The organism is Pseudomonas sp. L7, from assembly GCF_046605565.1.
In the GTDB taxonomy this organism is placed as follows: Bacteria; Pseudomonadota; Gammaproteobacteria; order Pseudomonadales; family Pseudomonadaceae; genus Aquipseudomonas; species Aquipseudomonas wayambapalatensis.
The window spans coordinates 5,094,289-5,115,087 of record NZ_CP176784.1; the positions used below are offsets into that span (position 1 = coordinate 5,094,289).

Annotated in this window: 23 protein-coding genes and 1 pseudogene; 21 read left to right on the plus strand and 3 right to left on the minus strand. The window is 64.9% G+C overall.

All coding sequences use genetic code 11. The annotated features are described in order from the left end of the window. The first annotated feature begins 38 nt into the window (after window positions 1-38). The 10 genes from pyrR to ACK3BK_RS23345 all read left to right on the plus strand — a co-directional run bounded on the left by pyrR (window position 39) and on the right by ACK3BK_RS23345 (window position 10,768). Window positions 39-557, plus strand: a complete 519-nt coding sequence (pyrR, locus tag ACK3BK_RS23300) for a bifunctional pyr operon transcriptional regulator/uracil phosphoribosyltransferase PyrR (RefSeq protein ID WP_186710250.1) — start codon at window positions 39-41, stop codon at window positions 555-557. 12 nt (window positions 558-569) lie between these two features. Next, entirely contained in the window at window positions 570-1,574 is a 1,005-nt protein-coding gene (locus ACK3BK_RS23305; RefSeq protein WP_054894843.1) for an aspartate carbamoyltransferase catalytic subunit, read from the plus strand. Continuing rightward, the gene (locus tag ACK3BK_RS23310) at window positions 1,571-2,842 is read left to right on the plus strand and encodes a dihydroorotase (RefSeq protein ID WP_186665814.1); all 1,272 of its coding nucleotides are present in this window, start codon (window positions 1,571-1,573) and stop codon (window positions 2,840-2,842) included. Before ACK3BK_RS23305 ends, ACK3BK_RS23310 begins: the two co-directional genes overlap by 4 nt. A 181-nt stretch (window positions 2,843-3,023) precedes the next feature. Further along, complete coding sequence (gene hslV / locus ACK3BK_RS23315; protein WP_012312406.1) at window positions 3,024-3,554, plus strand: ATP-dependent protease subunit HslV; 531 nt, start codon at window positions 3,024-3,026, stop codon at window positions 3,552-3,554. A 76-nt stretch (window positions 3,555-3,630) separates the two neighbouring features. Next, window positions 3,631-4,974, plus strand: coding sequence for an ATP-dependent protease ATPase subunit HslU (gene hslU / locus ACK3BK_RS23320; protein WP_054894846.1), 1,344 nt, complete (start codon window positions 3,631-3,633; stop codon window positions 4,972-4,974). Window positions 4,975-5,127: 153 nt separating this feature from the next. Beyond that, complete coding sequence (locus ACK3BK_RS23325) at window positions 5,128-5,505, plus strand: gamma-butyrobetaine hydroxylase-like domain-containing protein (protein WP_063546560.1); 378 nt, start codon at window positions 5,128-5,130, stop codon at window positions 5,503-5,505. 233 nt (window positions 5,506-5,738) lie between these two features. After that, entirely contained in the window at window positions 5,739-7,418 is a 1,680-nt protein-coding gene (gene phaC, locus ACK3BK_RS23330; protein ID WP_411383411.1) for a class II poly(R)-hydroxyalkanoic acid synthase, read from the plus strand. 60 nt (window positions 7,419-7,478) lie between these two features. Continuing rightward, window positions 7,479-8,330 carry a poly(3-hydroxyalkanoate) depolymerase gene (gene phaZ, locus ACK3BK_RS23335; protein ID WP_063546564.1) on the plus strand — a complete coding sequence of 284 codons (852 nt, stop codon included), beginning with the start codon at window positions 7,479-7,481 and terminating at the stop codon, window positions 8,328-8,330. A 136-nt stretch (window positions 8,331-8,466) separates the two neighbouring features. Then, the gene (gene phaC / locus ACK3BK_RS23340; protein WP_411383412.1) at window positions 8,467-10,149 is read left to right on the plus strand and encodes a class II poly(R)-hydroxyalkanoic acid synthase; all 1,683 of its coding nucleotides are present in this window, start codon (window positions 8,467-8,469) and stop codon (window positions 10,147-10,149) included. Window positions 10,150-10,153: 4 nt separating this feature from the next. Further along, window positions 10,154-10,768: a TetR/AcrR family transcriptional regulator gene (locus tag ACK3BK_RS23345; protein WP_411383413.1), complete on the plus strand. Its 615-nt coding sequence runs from the start codon at window positions 10,154-10,156 to the stop codon at window positions 10,766-10,768. Between the two features lie 95 nt (window positions 10,769-10,863). Here the strand turns inward: ACK3BK_RS23345 and ACK3BK_RS23350 are convergent, their stop codons facing one another. From ACK3BK_RS23350 to ACK3BK_RS23360, 3 genes are all read right to left on the minus strand, one after another. Beyond that, a complete protein-coding gene (locus tag ACK3BK_RS23350) occupies window positions 10,864-11,664 on the minus strand; it encodes a phasin family protein (protein WP_186710254.1) in 801 nt (266 codons plus the stop codon). A gap of 10 nt (window positions 11,665-11,674) precedes the next feature. Beyond that, on the minus strand, window positions 11,675-12,097 hold the full coding sequence (locus ACK3BK_RS23355; protein WP_186665803.1) for a phasin family protein: 423 nt from the start codon (window positions 12,095-12,097) through the stop codon (window positions 11,675-11,677). 131 nt (window positions 12,098-12,228) lie between these two features. Next, window positions 12,229-12,504, minus strand: coding sequence for a polyhydroxyalkanoic acid system family protein (locus ACK3BK_RS23360; protein WP_186665801.1), 276 nt, complete (start codon window positions 12,502-12,504; stop codon window positions 12,229-12,231). 124 nt (window positions 12,505-12,628) lie between these two features. On the opposite strand from ACK3BK_RS23360, the gene ubiE reads away from it, so the two are divergent. From ubiE to ACK3BK_RS23415, 11 genes and pseudogenes are all read left to right on the plus strand, one after another. After that, window positions 12,629-13,399 (plus strand): bifunctional demethylmenaquinone methyltransferase/2-methoxy-6-polyprenyl-1,4-benzoquinol methylase UbiE, encoded by a 771-nt coding sequence (gene ubiE, locus ACK3BK_RS23365; protein ID WP_288377162.1) that lies wholly within the window; start codon window positions 12,629-12,631, stop codon window positions 13,397-13,399. Then, entirely contained in the window at window positions 13,399-14,022 is a 624-nt protein-coding gene (locus ACK3BK_RS23370) for an SCP2 domain-containing protein (protein ID WP_186665797.1), read from the plus strand. The genes ubiE and ACK3BK_RS23370 overlap by 1 nt, the downstream gene beginning before the upstream one ends. Beyond that, the gene (ubiB, locus tag ACK3BK_RS23375; RefSeq protein WP_186710258.1) at window positions 14,019-15,629 is read left to right on the plus strand and encodes a ubiquinone biosynthesis regulatory protein kinase UbiB; all 1,611 of its coding nucleotides are present in this window, start codon (window positions 14,019-14,021) and stop codon (window positions 15,627-15,629) included. Before ACK3BK_RS23370 ends, ubiB begins: the two co-directional genes overlap by 4 nt. Window positions 15,630-15,702: 73 nt before the next feature. Beyond that, entirely contained in the window at window positions 15,703-16,095 is a 393-nt protein-coding gene (gene hisI, locus ACK3BK_RS23380) for a phosphoribosyl-AMP cyclohydrolase (RefSeq protein WP_054894791.1), read from the plus strand. A gap of 2 nt (window positions 16,096-16,097) precedes the next feature. Further along, the gene (locus tag ACK3BK_RS23385; protein WP_054894792.1) at window positions 16,098-16,430 is read left to right on the plus strand and encodes a phosphoribosyl-ATP diphosphatase; all 333 of its coding nucleotides are present in this window, start codon (window positions 16,098-16,100) and stop codon (window positions 16,428-16,430) included. A 78-nt stretch (window positions 16,431-16,508) separates the two neighbouring features. Beyond that, on the plus strand, window positions 16,509-16,793 hold the full coding sequence (locus tag ACK3BK_RS23390) for a twin-arginine translocase TatA/TatE family subunit (RefSeq protein WP_186665793.1): 285 nt from the start codon (window positions 16,509-16,511) through the stop codon (window positions 16,791-16,793). Between the two features lie 3 nt (window positions 16,794-16,796). Next, window positions 16,797-17,171, plus strand: coding sequence for a Sec-independent protein translocase protein TatB (tatB, locus tag ACK3BK_RS23395; protein ID WP_186721338.1), 375 nt, complete (start codon window positions 16,797-16,799; stop codon window positions 17,169-17,171). Next, window positions 17,168-17,959, plus strand: coding sequence for a twin-arginine translocase subunit TatC (tatC, locus tag ACK3BK_RS23400; RefSeq protein WP_063546576.1), 792 nt, complete (start codon window positions 17,168-17,170; stop codon window positions 17,957-17,959). Before tatB ends, tatC begins: the two co-directional genes overlap by 4 nt. Next, a complete protein-coding gene (locus ACK3BK_RS23405; RefSeq protein ID WP_288377167.1) occupies window positions 17,956-18,663 on the plus strand; it encodes a 16S rRNA (uracil(1498)-N(3))-methyltransferase in 708 nt (235 codons plus the stop codon). Before tatC ends, ACK3BK_RS23405 begins: the two co-directional genes overlap by 4 nt. Window positions 18,664-18,879: 216 nt before the next feature. Next, a pseudogene (locus ACK3BK_RS23410) lies at window positions 18,880-19,776 on the plus strand (methyl-accepting chemotaxis protein); the annotation flags it as partial. Between the two features lie 198 nt (window positions 19,777-19,974). Beyond that, window positions 19,975-20,679, plus strand: a complete 705-nt coding sequence (locus tag ACK3BK_RS23415) for a methyl-accepting chemotaxis protein (RefSeq protein ID WP_411384510.1) — start codon at window positions 19,975-19,977, stop codon at window positions 20,677-20,679. The last annotated feature ends 120 nt before the right edge of the window (window positions 20,680-20,799 follow it).

Below are 20,799 nucleotides of genomic sequence, written 5' to 3' on the forward strand. Positions count from 1 at the left end.
TTTGCCGCCGGTGATACCGGCGCCCCAAGGAGCACGCAATGAGCCTACCCAATCCCGCCGACCTGATCCGGCAGATGGCCGTCGACCTTCGCGCCCACCTGGCGCGCCGCGCCATCACCGAGCCACGTTTCATCGGCATCCGTACCGGTGGCGTTTGGGTCGCCCAGGCGCTGCAGCAGGAGCTTGGCGACCAAAGCCCGCTGGGCACCCTCGATGTGTCGTTCTACCGCGATGACTTCAGCCAGAACGGCCTGCACCCGCAGGTGCGTCCATCCGAGCTGCCGTTCGAGATCGAAGGCCAGCACCTGGTGCTGGTGGATGACGTGCTGATGAGCGGTCGCACCATCCGCGCAGCGCTCAACGAGCTGTTCGACTATGGGCGCCCGGCCAGCGTGACCCTGGTCTGCCTGCTCGACCTGGATGCAGGCGAATTGCCGATCCGCCCGAATGTGCTCGGCGCAACGCTGTCCCTGGCGGCCCATGAACGGGTAAAATTGACCGGACCCGCCCCGCTCGCCCTCGAGCGCCAGGACCTCGCCCCCGCATCCGCCCTTTAAGAGTCCCCCGCGATGACGCCATTCGACGCCAAGCGCCCGCTGCAGCTCAACGATCAGGGCCAGCTACGCCATTTCCTCTCGCTCGACGGTTTGCCCCGCGAACTGCTCACCGAGATCCTCGACACCGCCGACTCCTTCCTCGAAGTCGGCGCCCGGGCCGTCAAGAAGGTCCCGTTGCTGCGCGGCAAGACCGTGTGCAACGTGTTCTTCGAGAACTCCACCCGTACCCGCACCACCTTCGAACTGGCCGCCCAGCGCCTCTCGGCCGACGTGATCAGCCTGAACGTGTCGACCTCCTCGACCAGCAAGGGCGAGACCCTGTTCGATACCCTGCGCAACCTGGAAGCCATGGCGGCCGACATGTTCGTCGTACGCCACTCCGACTCCGGCGCCGCGCACTTCATTGCCGAGCACGTGTGCCCGGAAGTCGCGGTGATCAACGGCGGCGATGGCCGCCACGCCCACCCGACCCAGGGCATGCTCGACATGCTGACCATCCGTCGGCACAAAGGCAGCTTCGAAAACCTTTCGGTGGCGATCGTCGGCGATATCCTGCATTCGCGCGTGGCCCGCTCCGACATGCTCGCGCTCAAGGCGCTGGGTTGCCCGGACATCCGTGTGATCGGCCCGAAGACGCTGATCCCGATCGGTATCGAGCAGTACGGCGTCAAGGTCTACACCGACCTGGCCGAGGGTCTGAAAGACGTCGACGTGGTGATCATGCTGCGCCTGCAGCGTGAACGCATGGCCGGTGGCCTGCTGCCCAGCGAGGGCGAGTTCTACCGCCTGTTCGGGCTGACCACCGCACGCCTGGCCGGCGCCAAGCCGGACGCCATCGTCATGCACCCGGGCCCGATCAATCGGGGCGTGGAAATCGAATCGGCGGTGGCCGACGGCAAGCACTCGGTGATCCTCAACCAGGTGACCTACGGCATCGCCGTGCGCATGGCCGTGCTGTCGATGGCCATGAGCGGCCAGAACGCGCAACGTCAACTCGACCAGGAGAACGCCCTGTGACCATCAGCATCATCGGCGCACGGGTCATCGATCCCAGCAGCGGCCTGGACCAGATCACCGACCTGCACCTGGAAAACGGTCGCATCCTTGCCATCGGCGCCGCACCAGCAGGCTTCAGCGCCAGCCGCACGATCCAGGCCGACGGCCTGGTCGCCGCCCCCGGCCTGGTCGACCTGGACGTCGCCCTGCGCGAGCCGGGCTACAGCCGCAAGGGCAACATTGCCAGCGAGACCCGCGCAGCCGTGGCCGGCGGCGTCACCAGCCTGTGCTGCCCGCCGCAGACAAAACCTGTGCTCGACACCTCGGCCGTCGCGGAACTGATTCTCGACCGCGCCCGCGAAGCAGCCAACAGCAAGGTCTACCCGATCGGCGCCCTGACCAAGGGCCTTGAAGGCGAGCAACTGGCCGAGCTGGTGGCCCTGCGCGACACCGGCTGCGTGGCCTTCGGCAACGGCCTCAAGGAGATCCCCAACAACCGGACCCTGGCCCGCGCCCTGGAATATGCCGCCACCTTCGACCTGACCGTGGTGTTCCACTCCCAGGACCGCGACCTGTCAGCCGGAGGCCTGGCCCACGAAGGTGCCATGGCCAGCTTCCTCGGCTTGCCGGGCATTCCGGAAACCGCCGAGACCGTGGCCCTGGCGCGCAACCTGCTGCTGGTCGAACAGACCGGCGTGCGAGCGCACTTCACCCAGATCACCAGCGCCCGCGGTGCACGGCTGATCGCCCAGGCCCAGCAACTGGGGCTGCCGGTCACCGCCGATGTGGCGCTGTACCAGCTGATCCTCACCGACGAAGCGCTGCGCGACTTCTCCAGCCTGTACCACGTACAGCCGCCGCTGCGCACCCCGGCTGACCGCGATGGCCTGCGCGAGGCGGTGAAGTCGGGGGTCATCCAGGCGATCTCCAGCCACCACCAGCCCCACGAGCGCGACGCCAAGCTGGCACCGTTCGGCGCCACCGAAGCCGGGATCAGCAGTGTCGAACTGCTGCTGCCGCTGGCCATGACCCTGGTCGAGGACGGCCTGCTCGACCTGCCGACCCTGCTGGCGCGGCTGTCCAGTGGCCCAGCCCAGGCGCTGCGCCTGCCGGCGGGCGAGCTGAAGGTCGGTGGTGCGGCAGACTTGGTACTGTTCGACCCGAGCGCCTCCACCGTGGCCGGCGAGCAGTGGTTCTCCCGTGGTGAAAACTGCCCGTTCATCGGGCATTGCCTGCCGGGTGCGGTGCGCTACACCCTGGTCGATGGGCATGTCTGCCACGAAGCCTGAGCAACCCCCATCGCGGGGCAAGCCCGTTCCCACAGGGATCACACCTTCCTTGTGGGAGCGGGCTTGCCCCGCGATAGGGCCGGCACAACCACCACTCATCCCCTCAGGTTGAAATCCTTCCCCCCTCCCCCCATATGAGTCTGCAACAGGCATTTTCGCCCCGCTGCGTGGAGACTCTCTCTTGACCACCATCGTTTCAGTCCGCCGCCACGGCAAAGTCGTCATGGGCGGCGACGGCCAGGTATCCCTCGGCAACACCGTGATGAAAGGCAACGCCAAGAAGGTCCGTCGCCTGTACAACGGCGAGGTCATCGCAGGCTTTGCCGGCGCCACCGCCGACGCCTTCACCCTGTTCGAGCGCTTCGAAGCGCAACTGCAGAAGCACTCCGGGCACCTGGTGCGTGCCGCCGTCGAACTGGCCAAGGAGTGGCGCACCGATCGCTCGCTGAGCCGCCTGGAAGCCATGCTCGCCGTGGCCAACAAGGACGCCTCGCTGATCATCACCGGCAACGGTGACGTGGTCGAACCCGAGGACGGCCTGATCGCCATGGGTTCCGGTGGCGCCTACGCCCAGGCCGCAGCCCGCGCCCTGCTGAACAAGACCGATCTCTCGGCCCGCGAAATCGCCGAGACCGCACTGAATATCGCCGGTGACATCTGTGTGTTCACCAACCACAACCTGACCATCGAGGAGCAGGACCTGGCCGAGTGATCAGCTGATCTGGTGTCCCGCTCACGGCGGGACTTTTTCCCACGCTGACTCACTACGCCCAAGGACCCAATTCACCATGTCCATGACCCCCCGCGAGATCGTCCACGAACTCAACCGCCACATCATCGGCCAGGACGACGCCAAGCGTGCCGTCGCCATCGCCCTGCGCAACCGCTGGCGGCGCATGCAGCTACCTGCCGAGCTGCGTGCCGAAGTCACCCCCAAGAACATCCTGATGATCGGCCCTACCGGCGTCGGCAAGACCGAAATCGCCCGGCGCCTGGCCAAGCTCGCCAATGCGCCGTTCATCAAGGTCGAAGCGACCAAGTTCACCGAAGTCGGCTACGTTGGCCGTGATGTCGAGTCGATCATCCGCGACCTGGCCGATGCTGCGCTGAAGATGCTGCGCGAGCAGGAAATCGTCCGTGTGCGCCACCGCGCCGAAGACGCCGCCGAAGACCGCATCCTCGATGCCCTGCTGCCGCAGGCGCGGGTCAGCAGCTTCAACGAGGAAGCCCAGCAGTCCAGCAGCGACTCCAACACCCGACAGCTGTTCCGCAAGCGCCTGCGTGAAGGCCAGCTGGACGACAAGGAAATCGAGATCGAAGTCGCCGATGCGGTGGGCGTCGAAATCGCCGCGCCGCCCGGCATGGAAGAGATGACCAACCAGCTGCAGAGCCTGTTCGCCAACATGGGCAAGGGCAAGCGCAAGGCGCGCAAGCTGAAGGTCAAGGAAGCGCTGAAGATGGTCCGTGACGAGGAGGCAAGCCGCCTGGTCAACGAGGAAGAGCTCAAGGCCAAGGCCCTGGAAGCCGTCGAGCAGCATGGCATCGTGTTCATCGACGAGATCGACAAGGTGGCCAAGCGCGGCAACGTCGGCGGCGCCGATGTGTCCCGCGAAGGCGTACAACGCGACCTGTTGCCGCTGATCGAAGGCTGCACGGTCAACACCAAGCTGGGCATGGTCAAGACCGACCACATCCTGTTCATCGCCTCCGGTGCGTTCCACCTGAGCAAGCCGAGCGACCTGGTACCGGAGCTGCAGGGCCGCCTGCCGATCCGTGTCGAGCTCAAGGCCCTGACGCCGCAGGACTTCGAGCGCATCCTCAAGGAGCCGCACGCCTCGCTCACCGAACAGTACCGCGAGCTGCTCAAGACCGAAGGCCTGAACATCGCCTTCGCCGACGAAGGCATCAAGCGCCTGGCCGAGATCGCCTTCCAGGTCAACGAGAAGACCGAGAACATCGGTGCCCGCCGCCTGCACACTCTGCTCGAGCGCCTGCTCGAAGAGGTATCGTTCAGTGCCGGCGACCTGGCCAGCGCCCATGACGAGACGCCGATCAACATCGACGCCGCCTATGTGAACAGCCACCTCGGTGAGCTGGCGCAGAACGAAGACCTGTCGCGTTACATCCTGTAATACCACCACCGCGGGCGAGCCCGCTCCCCAGGGGTCACCACAATGCCAAGGTATAGGGTGCCCCTGTGGGAGCGGGCTTGCCCGCGAATGGGCCCTTGAATCCCTCCACCAGAAGCTGGAAGCTTGTTCCATCAGCTCCCGAGAGATTCCCCCATGGCCCGCCTCCCCACCGCCATCAACCTGCACAAAGCCTCGAAAACCCTGACACTCACCTACGCCCCCGGCGAGGTCTATCACCTGCCCGCCGAGTTCCTGCGCGTGCACTCCCCCTCCGCCGAGGTCCAGGGCCACGGCAATCCCATCCTGCAGTTCGGCAAGATCAACGTCGGCCTCAGCGGCCTGGAACCTGCCGGCCAATATGCCTTGAAACTGACCTTCGACGACGGCCACGACAGCGGTCTGTTCACCTGGGAATACCTCGAGCAACTGTGCCTGCGCCAGGAGCAGCTGTGGGCCGAGTACCTCGACGAACTGCACAAGGCCGGCAAATCCCGCGATCCGGTCGAGTCGGTGGTCAAGCTGATGCTCTAGGTCAAGTCTTCCAGACGTTAGAGCGCATTTTCTAATGCGTTTTGTTTGAATGACTTACAGACAGCCAATGACTGGCTGTCTTGCGCATTACATGAAAGTCGGGTAACCAATGGGGCTGGCAAGTTCCTGCATCTGTTCGTTATCACTGGTCACCCGAGCAGCAGTACCGGGCGGTCGTCTGTGTACCCGCCACAGGCAGCCGGTACTCGTCTCAGGACAACGGAGCGTCGTAGATGAGTAACAAGAACAACGATGAGCTGCAGAAACAGGCCTCGGAAAACACCCTCGGCCTGAATCCGGTCATCGGCATTCGTCGCAAGGACCTGCTGAGTTCCGCGCGCACCGTGTTGCGCCAGGCGGTCCGTCAGCCGTTGCACAGCGCCAAGCATGTGGCACATTTCGGCCTGGAGCTGAAAAACGTGCTGCTGGGCAAGTCCAGCCTGCATCCCGAGAGCGACGACCGTCGCTTCAGCGATCCGGCCTGGAGCCAGAATCCGCTCTATCGCCGCTACCTGCAGACCTACCTGGCCTGGCGCAAGGAGCTAAACGACTGGATCGCCGAGAGCGACCTGTCGCCCCAGGATGTCAGCCGCGGCCAGTTCGTCATCAACCTGATGACCGAAGCCATGGCGCCGACCAACACGCTGGCCAACCCCCAGGCGGTCAAACGCTTCTTCGAGACCGGCGGCAAGAGCCTGCTCGACGGCCTGTCCAACCTCGCCAAGGACATGGTCAACAATGGCGGCATGCCCAGCCAGGTGAACATGGAAGCCTTCGAGGTCGGCAAGAACCTCGGCACCAGCGAAGGTTCGGTGGTGTTTCGCAACGACGTGCTGGAGCTGATCCAGTACCGGCCGATCACCGAGCAGGTGCACAGCCGCCCGCTGCTGGTGGTGCCGCCACAGATCAACAAGTTCTACGTATTCGACCTGAGCCCGGAAAAGAGCCTGGCGCGCTTCTGCCTGCGCTCCAACCAGCAGACCTTCATCATCAGTTGGCGCAACCCGACCAAGGCCCAGCGCGAGTGGGGCCTGTCGACCTACATCGACGCCCTTAAGGAAGCGGTGGACGCGGTGCTGGCGATCACCGGCGCCAAGGACCTGAACATGCTCGGTGCCTGCTCCGGCGGCATCACCTGTACCGCACTGCTGGGCCACTACGCCGCGTTGGGCGAAACCAAGGTCAACTCGCTGACCTTGCTGGTGAGCGTGCTCGACACCACGGTCGATACCCAAGTGGCCCTGTTCGTCGACGAACAGACCCTCGAAGCCGCCAAGCGCCACTCCTACCAGGCCGGCGTGCTCGAAGGCAGCGACATGGCCAAGGTGTTCGCCTGGATGCGCCCTAACGACCTGATCTGGAACTACTGGGTCAACAACTACCTGCTCGGCAACGAGCCGCCGATCTTCGACATCCTGTTCTGGAACAACGACACCACACGCCTGCCGGCCGCCTTCCACGGCGACCTGATCGAGATGTTCAAGACCAACCCGCTGACCCGCGCCGACGCGCTGGAAGTCTGCGGCACCGCCATCGACCTGAAGAAAGTGCAGTGCGATATCTACAGCGTCGCCGGCACCGCCGACCACATCACCCCCTGGCAGTCGTGCTACCGCTCGGCGCACCTGTTCGGCGGCAAGATCGAGTTCGTGCTCTCCAACAGCGGCCATATCCAGAGCATCCTCAACCCGCCAGGAAACCCCAAGGCGCGTTTCCTGACCGGTGAAGACCGCCCGGACGATCCGTTGGCCTGGCAGGAGAACGCGATCAAGCACGCCGACTCCTGGTGGCTGCACTGGCAGACCTGGCTGGGCGAGCGCGCCGGAGAGCTGAAGAAGGCGCCGACGCGCCTGGGCAATCGCGCCTACAGCGCGGGCGAAGCGGCCCCGGGAACCTACGTGCACGAGCGTTGAGTCGCACCGCCGCGGCCACCCGGCGGGCCGCGGCGCTTCATCCATCACAGAGTCAGGCGCATGTCGCAACCCTACGTATTCAGGACCGTCGAGCTGGACAACCAGTCCATCCGCACCGCCGTCCGCCCCGGCAAGCCACATCTGACGCCGCTGCTGATCTTCAACGGCATTGGCGCCAACCTCGAGCTGGTGTTCCCGTTCATCGAGGCGCTGGACCCGGACCTGGAAGTCATCGCCTTCGACGTCCCCGGTGTCGGCGGCTCCTCGACGCCCCGCCACCCCTACCGCTTTCCGGGCCTGGCCAAGCTCACCGCACGCATGCTCGACTACCTGGACTACGGCCAGGTCAATGTCATCGGCGTGTCCTGGGGCGGGGCGCTGGCCCAGCAGTTTGCCCACGACTATCCCGAGCGCTGCAAGAAACTGGTGCTCGCCGCCACTGCCGCCGGGGCCTTCATGGTGCCCGGCAAGCCCAAGGTGCTGTGGATGATGGCCAGCCCGCGGCGCTATGTGCAGCCATCGCACGTGATCCGCATCGCACCGATGATTTATGGCGGCGCCTTCCGCCGCGACCCGGACCTGGCGCTGCACCACGCCTCCAAGGTGCGTTCCGGCGGCAAGACCGGCTACTACTGGCAACTGTTCGCCGGGCTTGGCTGGACGAGCATCCACTGGCTGCACAAGATCCACCAGCCGACCCTGGTGCTGGCCGGCGATGATGACCCGTTGATTCCGCTGATCAACATGCGCCTGCTGGCCTGGCGGATTCCCAATGCCCAGCTACACATAATCGACGACGGCCATCTTTTTCTGATTACCCGCGCCGAGGCCGTCGCTCCGATCATCATGAAATTCCTCCAGGAAGAGCGCCAGCGTGCGGTCATGCATCCGCGGCCGGTGGCTCGGAGGTGAGCGGGCGCTAGGACATTCAGTTACTCGGCGGTGCTGCCTTCGCGGGCAAGCCCGCTCCCACGGATCCGGTGCAGGTGGGAGCGGGCTTGCCCGCAAAGGCGACACCGCAGACAAGGATCGACGAGGGATTGTTGCCATGAAGGACAAACCGGTAAAGGGGACGACACCGATCCCGGCCACCAGCATGAACGTGCAGAACGCCATCGCCGGCCTGCGCGGCCGCGACCTGATCTCGACCCTGCGTCAGGTCGGACGCATCGGCCTGCGCAACCCGCTGCACACCGCCCACCACCTGCTGAGCCTCGGTGGCCAGCTGGGCCGCGTGCTGCTCGGCGACACCCCTCACCAGCCGCACCCTCGGGACGCGCGTTTCAGCGATCCGACCTGGAGCCAGAACCCCTTCTACCGGCGCGGCCTGCAGGCCTACCTGGCGTGGCAGAAGCAGACCCGTCAGTGGATCGAGGAAAGCTCGCTGGACGATGACGACCGAGCCCGCGCGCACTTTCTGTTCAACCTGCTCACCGATGCCGTGTCGCCAAGCAACTCGCTGCTCAACCCACTTGCGGTCAAGGAGATGCTCAACACTGGTGGCCAGAGCGTGGTGCGCGGTCTCGCCCACCTGCTCGACGACCTGCGCCACAACGACGGCCTGCCGCGCCAGGTCGACGATCGCGCCTTCGAAGTCGGCAGCAACCTGGCCGCCACCCCTGGCGCGGTGGTGTTTCGCAACGAGCTGCTGGAACTGATCCAGTACAAGCCGATGAGCGAGAAACAGTACACCCGCCCCCTGCTGGTGGTGCCGCCGCAGATCAACAAGTTCTACGTGTTCGACCTGGGGCCGACCAACAGCTTCGTGCAATACATGCTCAAGAACGGCCTGCAGGTGTTCATGGTCAGTTGGCGCAACCCCGACCCATGCCACCGCGAATGGGGCCTGTCGAGCTACGTCCAGGCGCTGGAGGAAGCGCTGGATGCCTGTCGCAGCATCAGCGGCAACCGCGATCCCAACCTCATGGGCGCCTGTGCCGGCGGGCTGACCATGGCCGCGCTGCAGGGGCATCTGCAGGTCAAGGGGCGCTTGCGCAAAGTGCGCAGCGCCACCTACCTGGTGAGCCTGCTCGACACCCAGTTCGACAGCCCAGCCAGCCTGTTCGCCGACGAGCAGACACTCGAAGCCTCCAAGCGCCGCTCCTACCAGCGCGGCGTGCTGGACGGCGGCGAAGTGGCGCGCATCTTCGCCTGGATGCGCCCCAACGACCTGATCTGGAACTACTGGGTCAACAACTACCTGCTCGGCAAGACACCACCGGCCTTCGACATCCTCTACTGGAACGCCGACAACACTCGCCTGCCTGCTGCCCTGCACGGCGAGCTGCTGGACTTCTTCAAGCTCAATCCACTGGTGCAGCCGGGCGGCCTGGAGGTGTGCGGCACCCCGATCGACCTCGGGCAAGTTACGGTCGACAGCTTCACCGTGGCCGGCAGCAACGATCACATCACCCCTTGGGACGCGGTGTACCGCTCGGCCCTGCTGCTGGGCGGCGAGCGCCGCTTCGTGCTGTCGCACAGCGGGCACATCCAGAGCATCATCAACCCACCCGGCAACCCCAAGGCCTATTACCTGGAAAACCCCCGGCTCTCCAGCGACCCACGCGCCTGGTTCCACGATGCCACCCGCAGCGACGGCACCTGGTGGCCGCAGTGGCTGGAATGGGTCACACGCCGCTCAGGCAGCCTCAGGCCGCCGAAGGCCGAACTGGGCACGCCATCCTACCCACCGCTCGGGCCGGCCCCTGGCACCTATGTAATGGCACGCTGAGCCCATGAAGACCCGCGACCGCATCCTGGCTTGCGCCCTGGAGCTGTTCAACCGCCAGGGCGAGCCGAACGTCTCGACCCTGGAGATCGCCAACGAACTGGGCATCAGCCCGGGCAACCTCTACTACCACTTCCACGGCAAAGAGCCGCTGGTCATGGGCCTGTTCGAGCGCTTCGAAGACGAGTTGATGCCGCTGCTCGATCCACCACTGGAGGTGCGCCTGGATGCCGAGGACTACTGGCTGTTCCTGCACCTGATCGTCGAGCGCATGTCGCAGTACCGCTTCCTGTTCCAGGACCTCTCGAACCTCACCGGCCGCCTGCCCAAGCTGGCGCGCGGCATGCGCGGGCTGATCAATGCGGTCAAGCGCACCCTGGCAGCGTTGCTGGCCAGCCTGAAGAGCCAGGGATTGGTGGTGAGCGAGACTCAGGCGCTGGGGCAACTGGTGGAGCAGATTACGCTGACGCTGCTGTTCTCGCTGGATTACCAGCGGGTACTGGGACGCGAGGGCGATGTGGGGATCGTGGTGTACCAGGTGATGATGCTGGTGGCGCCGCATCTGCAGGAGCCGGCGCGCAGGGCAGCGGAGCAATTGGCGGGGAAATATCTGGAAGTGTAGGGGCTGGACTTGCGCTGTTGCCACTGACGCATTCGCGGGCAAGTCGCAGCGGCGAAACGCCGCTGCGACTTGCCCGCGAAAAGCACGCCGCGGTATCAGCTTTGGCCGGCTGGACTCACCGGTGCCGACGGCGTATTGCCAGCCGGTACGGCGCTCGGTGCTGGCGCCGCAGCAGCGGCCGGAGCTGCGGGCTTGGCAGCGACCGGTTTCGCGGCCGCAGGCTTGGCCGGGGCTTTCTTCACTGCAGGTTTCTTGGCTGCAGCCGGTTTGGCAGCGGGCTTGGCGGCCGGTTTGGCTGCAGCAGGCTTGGCAGCCGGCTTCGCCGCAGCGGTCTTGGCTGCAGGTTTTGCCGCAGCGGCCTTAACTGCAGGCTTGGCAGCCGGTTTTGCCGCCGCAGTCTTGGCAGCCGGCTTGGCGGCGGGTTTTGCGGCGGGTTTTGCCGCAGCCTTGGCCAACGGCTTGGCAGCGGTCTTGCTCGCGGCAGCCTTGGACGCCGGTGCCACCGAGGCGCCGGTCAACTTCTCGATCTGCTTGGTCAGGCTGTCGACCTGCTGGTGCAGCGCCTTGATCTCGTTACGGCTGGGGACGCCCAGGCGCGAGATTGCACTGTTCAGACGCTTGTCGAAGGCCTCTTCCAGCTCGCTCCACTTGCCCAGCGCGCGATCCTTCACATCGGAGACCCGCGAGGTCGTCGCCGACTTGGCCGCAACGGCATCCTTCTTCGCCTGCTTTTCAGCCTTCTCGCCGTCCTTCACCAGCGAATCGAACAGCTTGGGACCATCCTGGTCGACCTTGGAGTAGATCCCCAGACCAGCCAGCCAGATCTTGCGGGAGTACTTCTCGATCCCGCCGATCCAGGAGCTGCCTTCTTTTTCGGTGTTCTTCTTGCCAGCCATCCTGCTCTCCTTATGGTTTGCGCGCGACACGCTCGAGCAACTCGGTCAGCTGTTCGAGTTTGATGGACAACGCCTCAACGTCATGTTTAGACGGAATGCCGATGCGATTCAAGGCGCGGGCCACCCGTGCGTCGAAAGCCTTTTCGATTTTGTCGAGCTGGACCTCGACCTTGCCGCGTACCCGGCTCACTTCCTCGGCCGCTTCGTCGAGCTGGCCGTTGGCCGCGTCGAGCTTCTTGTCGAGGGTTTTCTTGCCGCGTTTCTCGACGACTTCACCGGCCTTGACCAGCTCCTTGAAGTACTCCGAGCCTTCCTGGCCGACACGGGCGTAAGCGCCGACGCCGGCGAGCCAGATCTTGCGCGCGTAGCCGCGCACTTCGCTCAGGGTGCTGTCCTGGGCGTCTTCTTTCTTTTTCAGGGTCAACTTGGCCATGCTCTGCACCTCACGTTCGGTGTGGATGGAGGAACTGCCCTTGGAATGCGGGCTTGAGCATGAAGATAGGGTGGGAAATTAGAATTCTCACCCTAAGGTGAAGGACCAGGGTCGCCGTGCAGCCACGCGCCTCAGGCCAGCGCCTTGTCCAGCGCGCGCTCGATCTCGCCCTTGATGGTGCCGCTCATCATCGACAGCATCATGCCCAGCTTCAGCTCGACACGGATGGTGTCCTCGCCAATGTGCACGCTACCGTTGGCGCCGCTGCGCGCGACATCGACGCGGTCGCCGTTCCAGGTGGCCTTGAGGTCGTACTCGCGCGACAGCTTGTCGACCAGGCCTTCGGCCTTGGCCCGGGCAGCTTCGCGGCCGAGGGAATGTTTGCGTTCGACGCTGATCTGAGTCATTCGGGGTATCCAGGCAATGAAGACATAATCGGCATTATGCCCGCGCCCGCGACACGGCACACCCCGCCAAGACAAATCCGCCCGTTCACCCTAGAATGGCGGTAATTTTTTCCGGTGAAGCGATATGAACGACCAGCGCAAAGGCGACCACGCCGAACCCACCACCCACTTTGGCTACCAGGACGTCCCCGAGAGCCAGAAGGCGAAGAAGGTCGCCGAGGTCTTCCACTCCGTGGCCGCCAAGTACGACCTGATGAACGATGTGCTCTCCGGCGGCATGCACCGCCTGTGGAAGCGCTTCACCATCGAGCTGTCCGGTGTGCGCACCGGCAACCGCGTGCTCGACATCGCTGGCGGCACCGGCGACCTGGCAGCCAAGTTCTCGCGCCTGGTCGGCCCGACCGGCCAGGTCGTACTGGCCGACATCAACGAATCGATGCTCAAGGTCGGCCGTGATCGCCTGCTCGACCGTGGCGTGGCCGGCAACATCGAGTTCGTCCAGGCCGATGCGGAAAAGCTGCCCTTCCCCGACAACCACTTCGACTGCGTGACCATCGCTTTCGGCCTGCGCAACGTGACGCACAAGGATGAAGCCATCCGTTCGATGCTGCGTGTGCTCAAGCCCGGCGGCCGCCTGCTGGTGCTAGAGTTCTCCAAACCCACCAACAAACTGATGTCGCGCGCCTACGATGCCTACTCCTTCGCCTTCATGCCCCTGGCCGGCAAACTGATCACCAACGACTCGGAAAGCTATCGCTACCTGGCCGAATCGATCCGTATGCACCCCGACCAGGAAACGCTGAAAAGCATGATGGTCGATGCCGGCTTCGACCGCGTCACCTACCACAACATGACCAGCGGCATCGTCGCCGTGCACCGGGGAATCAAGCCCTGATGCTCCTGGCCGGGCTGCTCGCCAGCGTCGAGCACGGGCTCAACCGTGTGCTGCGCATGGACAGCACGGCGCTGCCGCGCCTGGGTGCGCTGGAAGGCAAGGTGATCGCCATCGACTGCCGCCAGCCCGCCCTGCAGTTGTTCATCCTGCCCGACCAAGAGGGCCTGATGCTCGCCGCGCATTGGGAGGGCGAGGTCGACTGCACCCTGCGTGCCCCAGCCGGCAGCCTGGCCCAGTTGGCCTTCGCCAAGGACAAGAACGCCGTACTGCACAGCCCGCAGGTCGAACTGCATGGCGACAGCGCGGTGCTGCTCGACCTGGTCGGCGTGCTGCAGGACCTGGAGCTCGACTGGGAGTACGAGCTGTCGCGCTGGCTGGGGCCGGTCCCCACCGCGCTGATCGCCGGCCACCTGCGCCTGCGCGCACGCTGGACCCGGCAAGGCCTGTCGCGCTTCAGCCAGAACCTGTCCGAATACCTCGCCGAGGAATCGCGCACCCTGGTCGGGCAGCGCGAAGCCGAAGCGGCATTCAGCGAGCTCGATGCGCTGAAGGTCGATATCGAACGTCTCGAGGCGCGCATCCGTCGCCTTTCCCACACTCTTGATTCCAGCGATAACGCATGAAGCTGCTCGCCGTCCGCCGTCTGTTGCGCATCCAGCGCGTCGTGATCCGCTACCGTCTCGATGACCTGCTGTTCGACCTGCCCCTGCCCTGGTGGCTGCTCAGCCTGCGCCTGCTGATGCCCTGGCGCTGGCTGCCGCGCAAGCCCAGCGAGCTCAGCCGGGGCGCGCGCCTGCGCCTGGCCCTGCAGGACCTGGGGCCGATCTTCATCAAGTTCGGCCAACTGCTCTCCACCCGCCGCGACCTGCTGCCAACGGACGTCGCCGACGAGTTGATGCTGCTGCAGGACCGCGTGCCACCGTTCGACCCACAGAAAGCCGTGGCGCTGATCGAAGCGCAGCTCGGCGCGAAAGTCGGCGAGGTGTTCAGCCGCTTCGACGTCGAACCGCTGGCCTCCGCCTCGGTCGCCCAGGTCCATGCCGCACGCCTCAAGACCGGCGAAGAGGTGGTCGTGAAGGTGGTTCGCCCGGGCCTCAAGCCCGTGATCGCCCAGGACCTGGCGTGGTTGTTCCTGATCGCCAAGGTTGCCGAACGGGCCTCCGCCGATGCGCGCCGCCTGCACCCGGTGGAAGTGGTCAGTGACTACGAAAAGACCATCTACGACGAGCTCGACCTGCTGCGCGAAGCGGCCAACGCCAGCCAACTGCGCCGCAACTTCGAAGGCTCGGAGCTGATGTACGTGCCGCAGGTGTACTGGGACCTGTGCCGCCCGAAAGTGCTGGTAATGGAGCGCATCTACGGCGTGCCGGTCACCGACATGGCCACCCTGGCCGACCAGCGCACCGACATGAAGCTTTTGGCCGAGCGCGGCGTCGAGGTGTTCTTCACCCAGGTGTTCCGTGACAGCTTCTTCCACGCCGACATGCACCCGGGCAACATCTTCGTCAGCACGGTCAAGCCGTGGAGCCCGCAGTACATCGCCATCGACTGCGGCATCGTCGGCAGCCTGACCGCCGAAGACCAGGACTACCTGGCACGCAACCTGATCGCCTTCTTCAAGCGCGACTACCGCCGCGTGGCGCAGTTGCACATCGATTCGGGCTGGGTGCCGGCGCACACCAAGGTCAACGAATTCGAAGCGGCGATCCGCACCGTGTGCGAGCCGATCTTCGAAAAACCGTTAAAGGATATTTCCTTCGGCCAGGTGCTGATGCGTCTGTTCCAGACGGCCCGCCGCTTCAATATGGAAGTTCAGCCGCAGTTGGTACTGCTGCAGAAAACCCTGCTCAACATCGAAGGCCTGGGGCGCCAGCTGTACCCCGACCTGGACCTGTGGAGCACCGCCAAACCCTATCTGGAACGCTGGATGCGCGAACGCATGAGCCCCAAGGCGGTGTTCGGCAACCTCTACAGCCAGGCCGAGCAGTTGCCGCACCTGGCCGACATGACCCGCGACCTGCTCGAACGCCTGTCGCAACCGCACCTGCACGACCCGCAACTGCCGGAGCGTCGCCGTGCGGGCGACAACTGGGCACTGCGCCTGCTCGGTGCCGGCCTGCTCGGTGGCGGCGCGACCCTGGCCGCCGGTGCCGCGAGCCTCAGCGCTCCGGCCGCCTGGCCGGCGTGGCTGATGCTGGTTGCCGGGCTCTACCTGATCGTGCGCCGATAGCCAGCCGCGCTGCTGGCTGGCACACTAGGCGCAAAGGGCCCGGTACGGGAGCGGGCCTGTTTTGGAGTCGACGATGAAAGACTGGCTGGACGAGATCAAGTGGAACAGCGATGGCCTGGTACCGGCGATCGCCCAGGACCACAAGACCGGGCGCGTGCTGATGATGGCCTGGATGAACCGTGAATCGCTCGCCCTGACTGCCGCCGAGAACCGCGCCATCTACTGGTCGCGCTCGCGAGGCAAGCTGTGGCGCAAGGGCGAAGAGTCCGGCCATGTGCAGAAACTGCATGAACTGCGCCTGGATTGCGACGCCGACGTGGTCATCCTGATGGTCGAGCAACTGGGCCATATCGCCTGCCATACCGGCCGTGAAAGCTGCTTCTATCGCGTCTTCGAAAACGGTGAGTGGAAGATCGTAGACCCGGTTCTGAAAGATCCTGACACCATCTACCACGCGGGGCACTGAACATGAGCGACACACTTGATCGCCTGGCCGAAGTGCTCGAGCAACGCAAGCAGGCGGCCCCCGACAGCTCCTACGTGGCGAGCCTCTACCACAAGGGCCTGAACAAGATTCTGGAAAAGCTTGGCGAAGAGTCGATCGAGACGATCATCGCCGCCAAGGACGCCGCCGTGAGCAAGGATTACAGTGATGTCATCTATGAAACCGCCGACCTGTGGTTTCATAGCCTGGTGATGCTCAGCGCACTGGGGCAGCATCCACAGGCGGTACTGGACGAACTCGACCGCCGCTTCGGGCTTTCCGGCCATGACGAGAAGGCCGCGCGCCAACCGACCTGATCGCCATGCCCCTGCAGGAGCGGGCTCGCCCCCGCGATAACGCCCGCTCAGGCTTCACATCATTCAAGGGAGTACACCATGGGTATCTTTGACTGGAAACACTGGATCGTCCTGCTGGTCGTCGTGGTGCTGGTGTTCGGCACCAAGAAGCTGAAGAACTTCGGCAGTGACCTGGGCGAATCGATCAAGGGCTTTCGCAAGGCCATGAACGAGGAAGAGAGCAAGCCTGCCGAGCAGACTCCGCCGCCTGTCCAGCCGTCCGTGCAACCCACCCAGCAGCCGCACAACACCGCGCCGCTGAACCAGCCGCACACCATCGAGGGCCAGGCTCAGCCGGTCCAAGAGCCACAACGGAAAGACTGACCCATGTTCGGCATCAGCTTCAGCGAGCTGCTGCTCGTCGGCCTGGTTGCCTTGCTGGTGCTCGGCCCCGAGCGCCTGCCCGGCGCCGCGCGTACCGCGGGGTTGTGGATCGGCCGGCTCAAGCGCAGCTTCAACAGCATCAAGATGGAAGTCGAGCGCGAAATCGGTGCCGATGACATCCGCCGCCAGTTGCACAACGAGCACATCCTGCAGATGGAACAGGAAGCCAAGCGCATCCTCAACCCGCAGACACCGCCCGCGCAGCCCGTGAACACAGCGGCCGCGAGCGAGACTCCCGCACCTGCCGCCGACGCCAATGCCGCCCCTGCGGCGCCCACGACCACCCCTGAGCCGCACCAGCCGCCCCGAGCCCCATGAGCGAAACTCCGGAACACGACCAGCCCATGCCGCTGGTCTCGCACCTGACCGAACTGCGCACCCGCCTGCTGCGTTGCGTCGCCGTTATCTTCCTGATCTTCGCCGGGCTGTTCTCCTTCGCCCAGCAGATCTACACCCTGGTCTCGGCGCCCTTGCGTGCGCACTTGCCGGCCAACGCGACGATGATCGCCACCGATGTGGCCTCGCCGTTCCTCACGCCGTTCAAGCTGACCATGATCGTCTCCCTGTTCCTGGCCATCCCGTTCATCCTCCAGCAGATCTGGGGCTTCATCGCACCGGGGCTGTACCGCCATGAAAAGCGCATCGCCATCCCGCTGCTGATCTCCAGCATCATCCTGTTCTACGCCGGCATGGCCTTCGCCTACTTCCTGGTGTTCCCGCTGATCTTCGGTTTCTTCGCCAGCGCCACCCCTGAAGGCGTGTCGATGATGACCGACATCGCCAGCTACCTCGACTTCGTCATGACCCTGTTCTTCGCCTTCGGCGTCGCCTTCGAGATTCCGGTGGCCGTGGTGCTGCTGGTGTGGATCGGCGTGGTCGATGTGAAGTACCTGAAGAAGATCCGTCCCTACGTGATCATCGGCTGCTTCGTGGTCGGCATGATCCTCACGCCACCGGACATCTTCTCGCAAACGCTGCTGGCCGTGCCCATGTGGCTGCTGTTCGAGATCGGCGTGCTGTTCGGCGGCCTGATCCGCAAGCGCAGCCATCCGCAGGATGAAGCTGCGGACGACCACAACGACCAGCCGCCAGCGACCCAGGCGTGAACCTGCTGCTGCTCGAGGAGGCCGACTTCGTCGCGGCCGACCGTGTCGTACTGGCCGACCGCCGCTTCACGCACATGCAGGACATCCACCGCGTGGCGGTGGGCGACAACCTGCGCGTAGGCCGCATCGGCGGCCTGATGGGCCAGGCCGAGGTGATCCGCCTGGAGGGCCACGAAGCCGAGCTGCGGGTCAGCTTCGACCAGCAGCCACCCGCGAAGCTGCCGCTCACCCTGGTGCTGGCCGTCCCCCGCCCCAAGATGCTGCGCCGACTGTTCCAGACCATCGCCACCCTTGGCGTGCCACGGCTGGTCTTGGTCAACAGCTACAAGGTCGAGAAAAGCTTCTGGCAGACCCCGTTCCTGCAGCCGGACAGCATCCGCGAGAACCTGATCCTGGGCCTTGAGCAGGCACGCGATACCGTGCTGCCGGAAGTCATCATCGAAAAACGCTTCAAACCCTTCGTCGAAGACCGGCTGCCCGCCATCGCCGACGGCACTCTCGGCCTGGTTGGCCATCCCGGCCCCTACCCGGCCTGTCCCCGCGCGGTGCAAGGGCCGGTGACCCTGGCGATCGGCCCGGAAGGCGGTTGGATCCCCTACGAAGTGGAACTGCTGGGCAAGGCCGGCCTGGCCCCCGTACAACTGGGCGAGCGCATCCTGCGCGTGGAAACAGCGGTCACGGCTCTGCTTTCCCGAATATTCTGACCATTCGGTCAGCATCCTGCCATCAAGTTTCTCCCCAACAGGCCGATGGCCTTGCAACACAAGAAAATTCTGGCTTTTCAAGTCGCCGGGGAGATCGTCATGTACGGAAAGGTTGTCCAGTCGCTGGGAAACGTGAGCGTCAGTCGCAAACTGGGGGCCGGCTTCGGCCTGGTACTGTTGTTGACCATGGCGATCACCGCCACAGGCTGGCGCGGCATGGACTCGATCATCGACCGCGGTGACACGCTGGGCAACATCTCCGTGATCCTCAGCTACAGCCAGGACCTGCGCATCGCCCGCCAGCAGTACGAACGCAATCGCGACGACGCATCGGCGGGTGAGCTGGAAAAAGCGCTCGGCAAGCTCGAGCAGCAGGTCGAGATGATGCTCGGGCAGATCGAGCATCCGCAGGATCACCAGCGCCTGGAGCAGCAGCGTCAAGCCGTGCGCCAATACCGCCAGGCCTTCGTCGAGCTCAAGCAGGCCGGCCAGCGCCGTGAAGCCGCCCGCAGTGTGCTGGGTGACAGCGCCGACAAGGCCGCTGCGCTGATCGGCCAGGTGCAGCAACGCCTTGCGCAAGGTGGCGACATCAGCCTCTATCAACAGATCGTGCAGGCCAGCGCCTTGCTCCAGCAGGCGCGCTTCCAGGTGCGCGGCTACACCTATAGCGGCAAGGCCGAATTCCAGCAGACTGCGCTGGATGCCATCGACCAGGCGCTCGCTGTGCTCAAGGCCCTGCCGGCCAGGGTGCCCGCCGAATACGCCGCCAGTCTCGATGATGCCGCCAATGCCATGGGCGCCTATCGCGATGCGGTGAACCAGTTTGGCGCAGCGCAGGCCAGCGCCGAGCAGACCTTGCAACGCATGGTCGTACAGGGCCAGGTGCTGATGGATGCCGGTACGCAGATGACCGCATCGCAGACCGCCGTGCGCAACAGTGGTGCCCTGCAGGCCAAGACCCTACTGGGCGGAGCCAGTGCCCTTGCCCTGCTGCTAGGCATCATTGCCGCCTGGGCCATCACCCGGCAGATCGTCGTGCCCCTGCGCCAGACCCTCAGCGCCGCCGAACGCGTGGCCAGCGGCGACTTGAGCCAGGAACTGCAGGTGCAACGTCGCGACGAGCTCGGCCAACTGCAAGCCAGCATGCAACGCATGACCCAGAGCCTGCGCGAACTGATCAGCGGCATCGGCGACGGTGTCACCCAGATCGCCAGTGCTGCCGAAGAGTTGTCGGCCGTCACCGAGCAGACCAGCGCCGGGGTCAACAACCAGAAAGTCGAGACTGACCAGGTGGCGACCGCCATGAACGAAATGGCAGCCACCGTGCAGGAAGTGGCGCGCAACGCGGAGCAGGCTTCGGAAGCGGCGCTGATGGCCGACCAGCAGGCTCGCGAGGGTGATCGGGTGGTTGGCGAGGCCATCGCCCAGATCGAACGCCTGGCCACCGAAGTCGGGCACTCCAGCGAAGCGATGAACCAACTTAAGACCGAGAGCGACAAAATTGGCAGCGTGCTCGACGTGATCAAGTCGGTCGCCCAGCAGACCAACCTGCTGGCCCTCAACGCCGCCATCGAGGCCGCCCGCGCGGGTGAGGCCGGCCGTGGTTTTGCCGTGGTCGCCGATGAAGTGCGCAGCCTGGCCCAGCGCACGCAGCAGTCCACCGAAGAAATCGAAGAGCTGATCGCCAGCCTGCAAAATGGCACCCAGCGCGTCTCCAGCGTCATGGACAGCAGCCGCGAGCTCACCGACAGCAGCGTGGAACTGACCCGTCGTGCCGGCAGCTCGCTGGAAACCATCACCCGCACCGTGTCCTCGATCCAGTCGATGAACCAACAGATCGCCACCGCGGCCGAACAGCAGAGCGCGGTGGCCGAGGAAATCAATCGCAGCGTGATGAATGTACGGGATATTTCCGACCAGACCTCGGCGGCGAGCGAGGAGACCGCCAGTTCCAGCGTGGAGCTGGCGCGGCTTGGCACCCACCTGCAGGGCCTGGTGGGACGTTTCCGCCTCTGAGCAGGGTGCTTGCCCTGCAGGGCGCGGAATAATCACCACGCTATTGAGGACTTTTCCCACTCGATTTGCAGGTCGAGTCTCACGCGATCTCTGCCGATGAGCAGGAGGGCCATGCTGGCA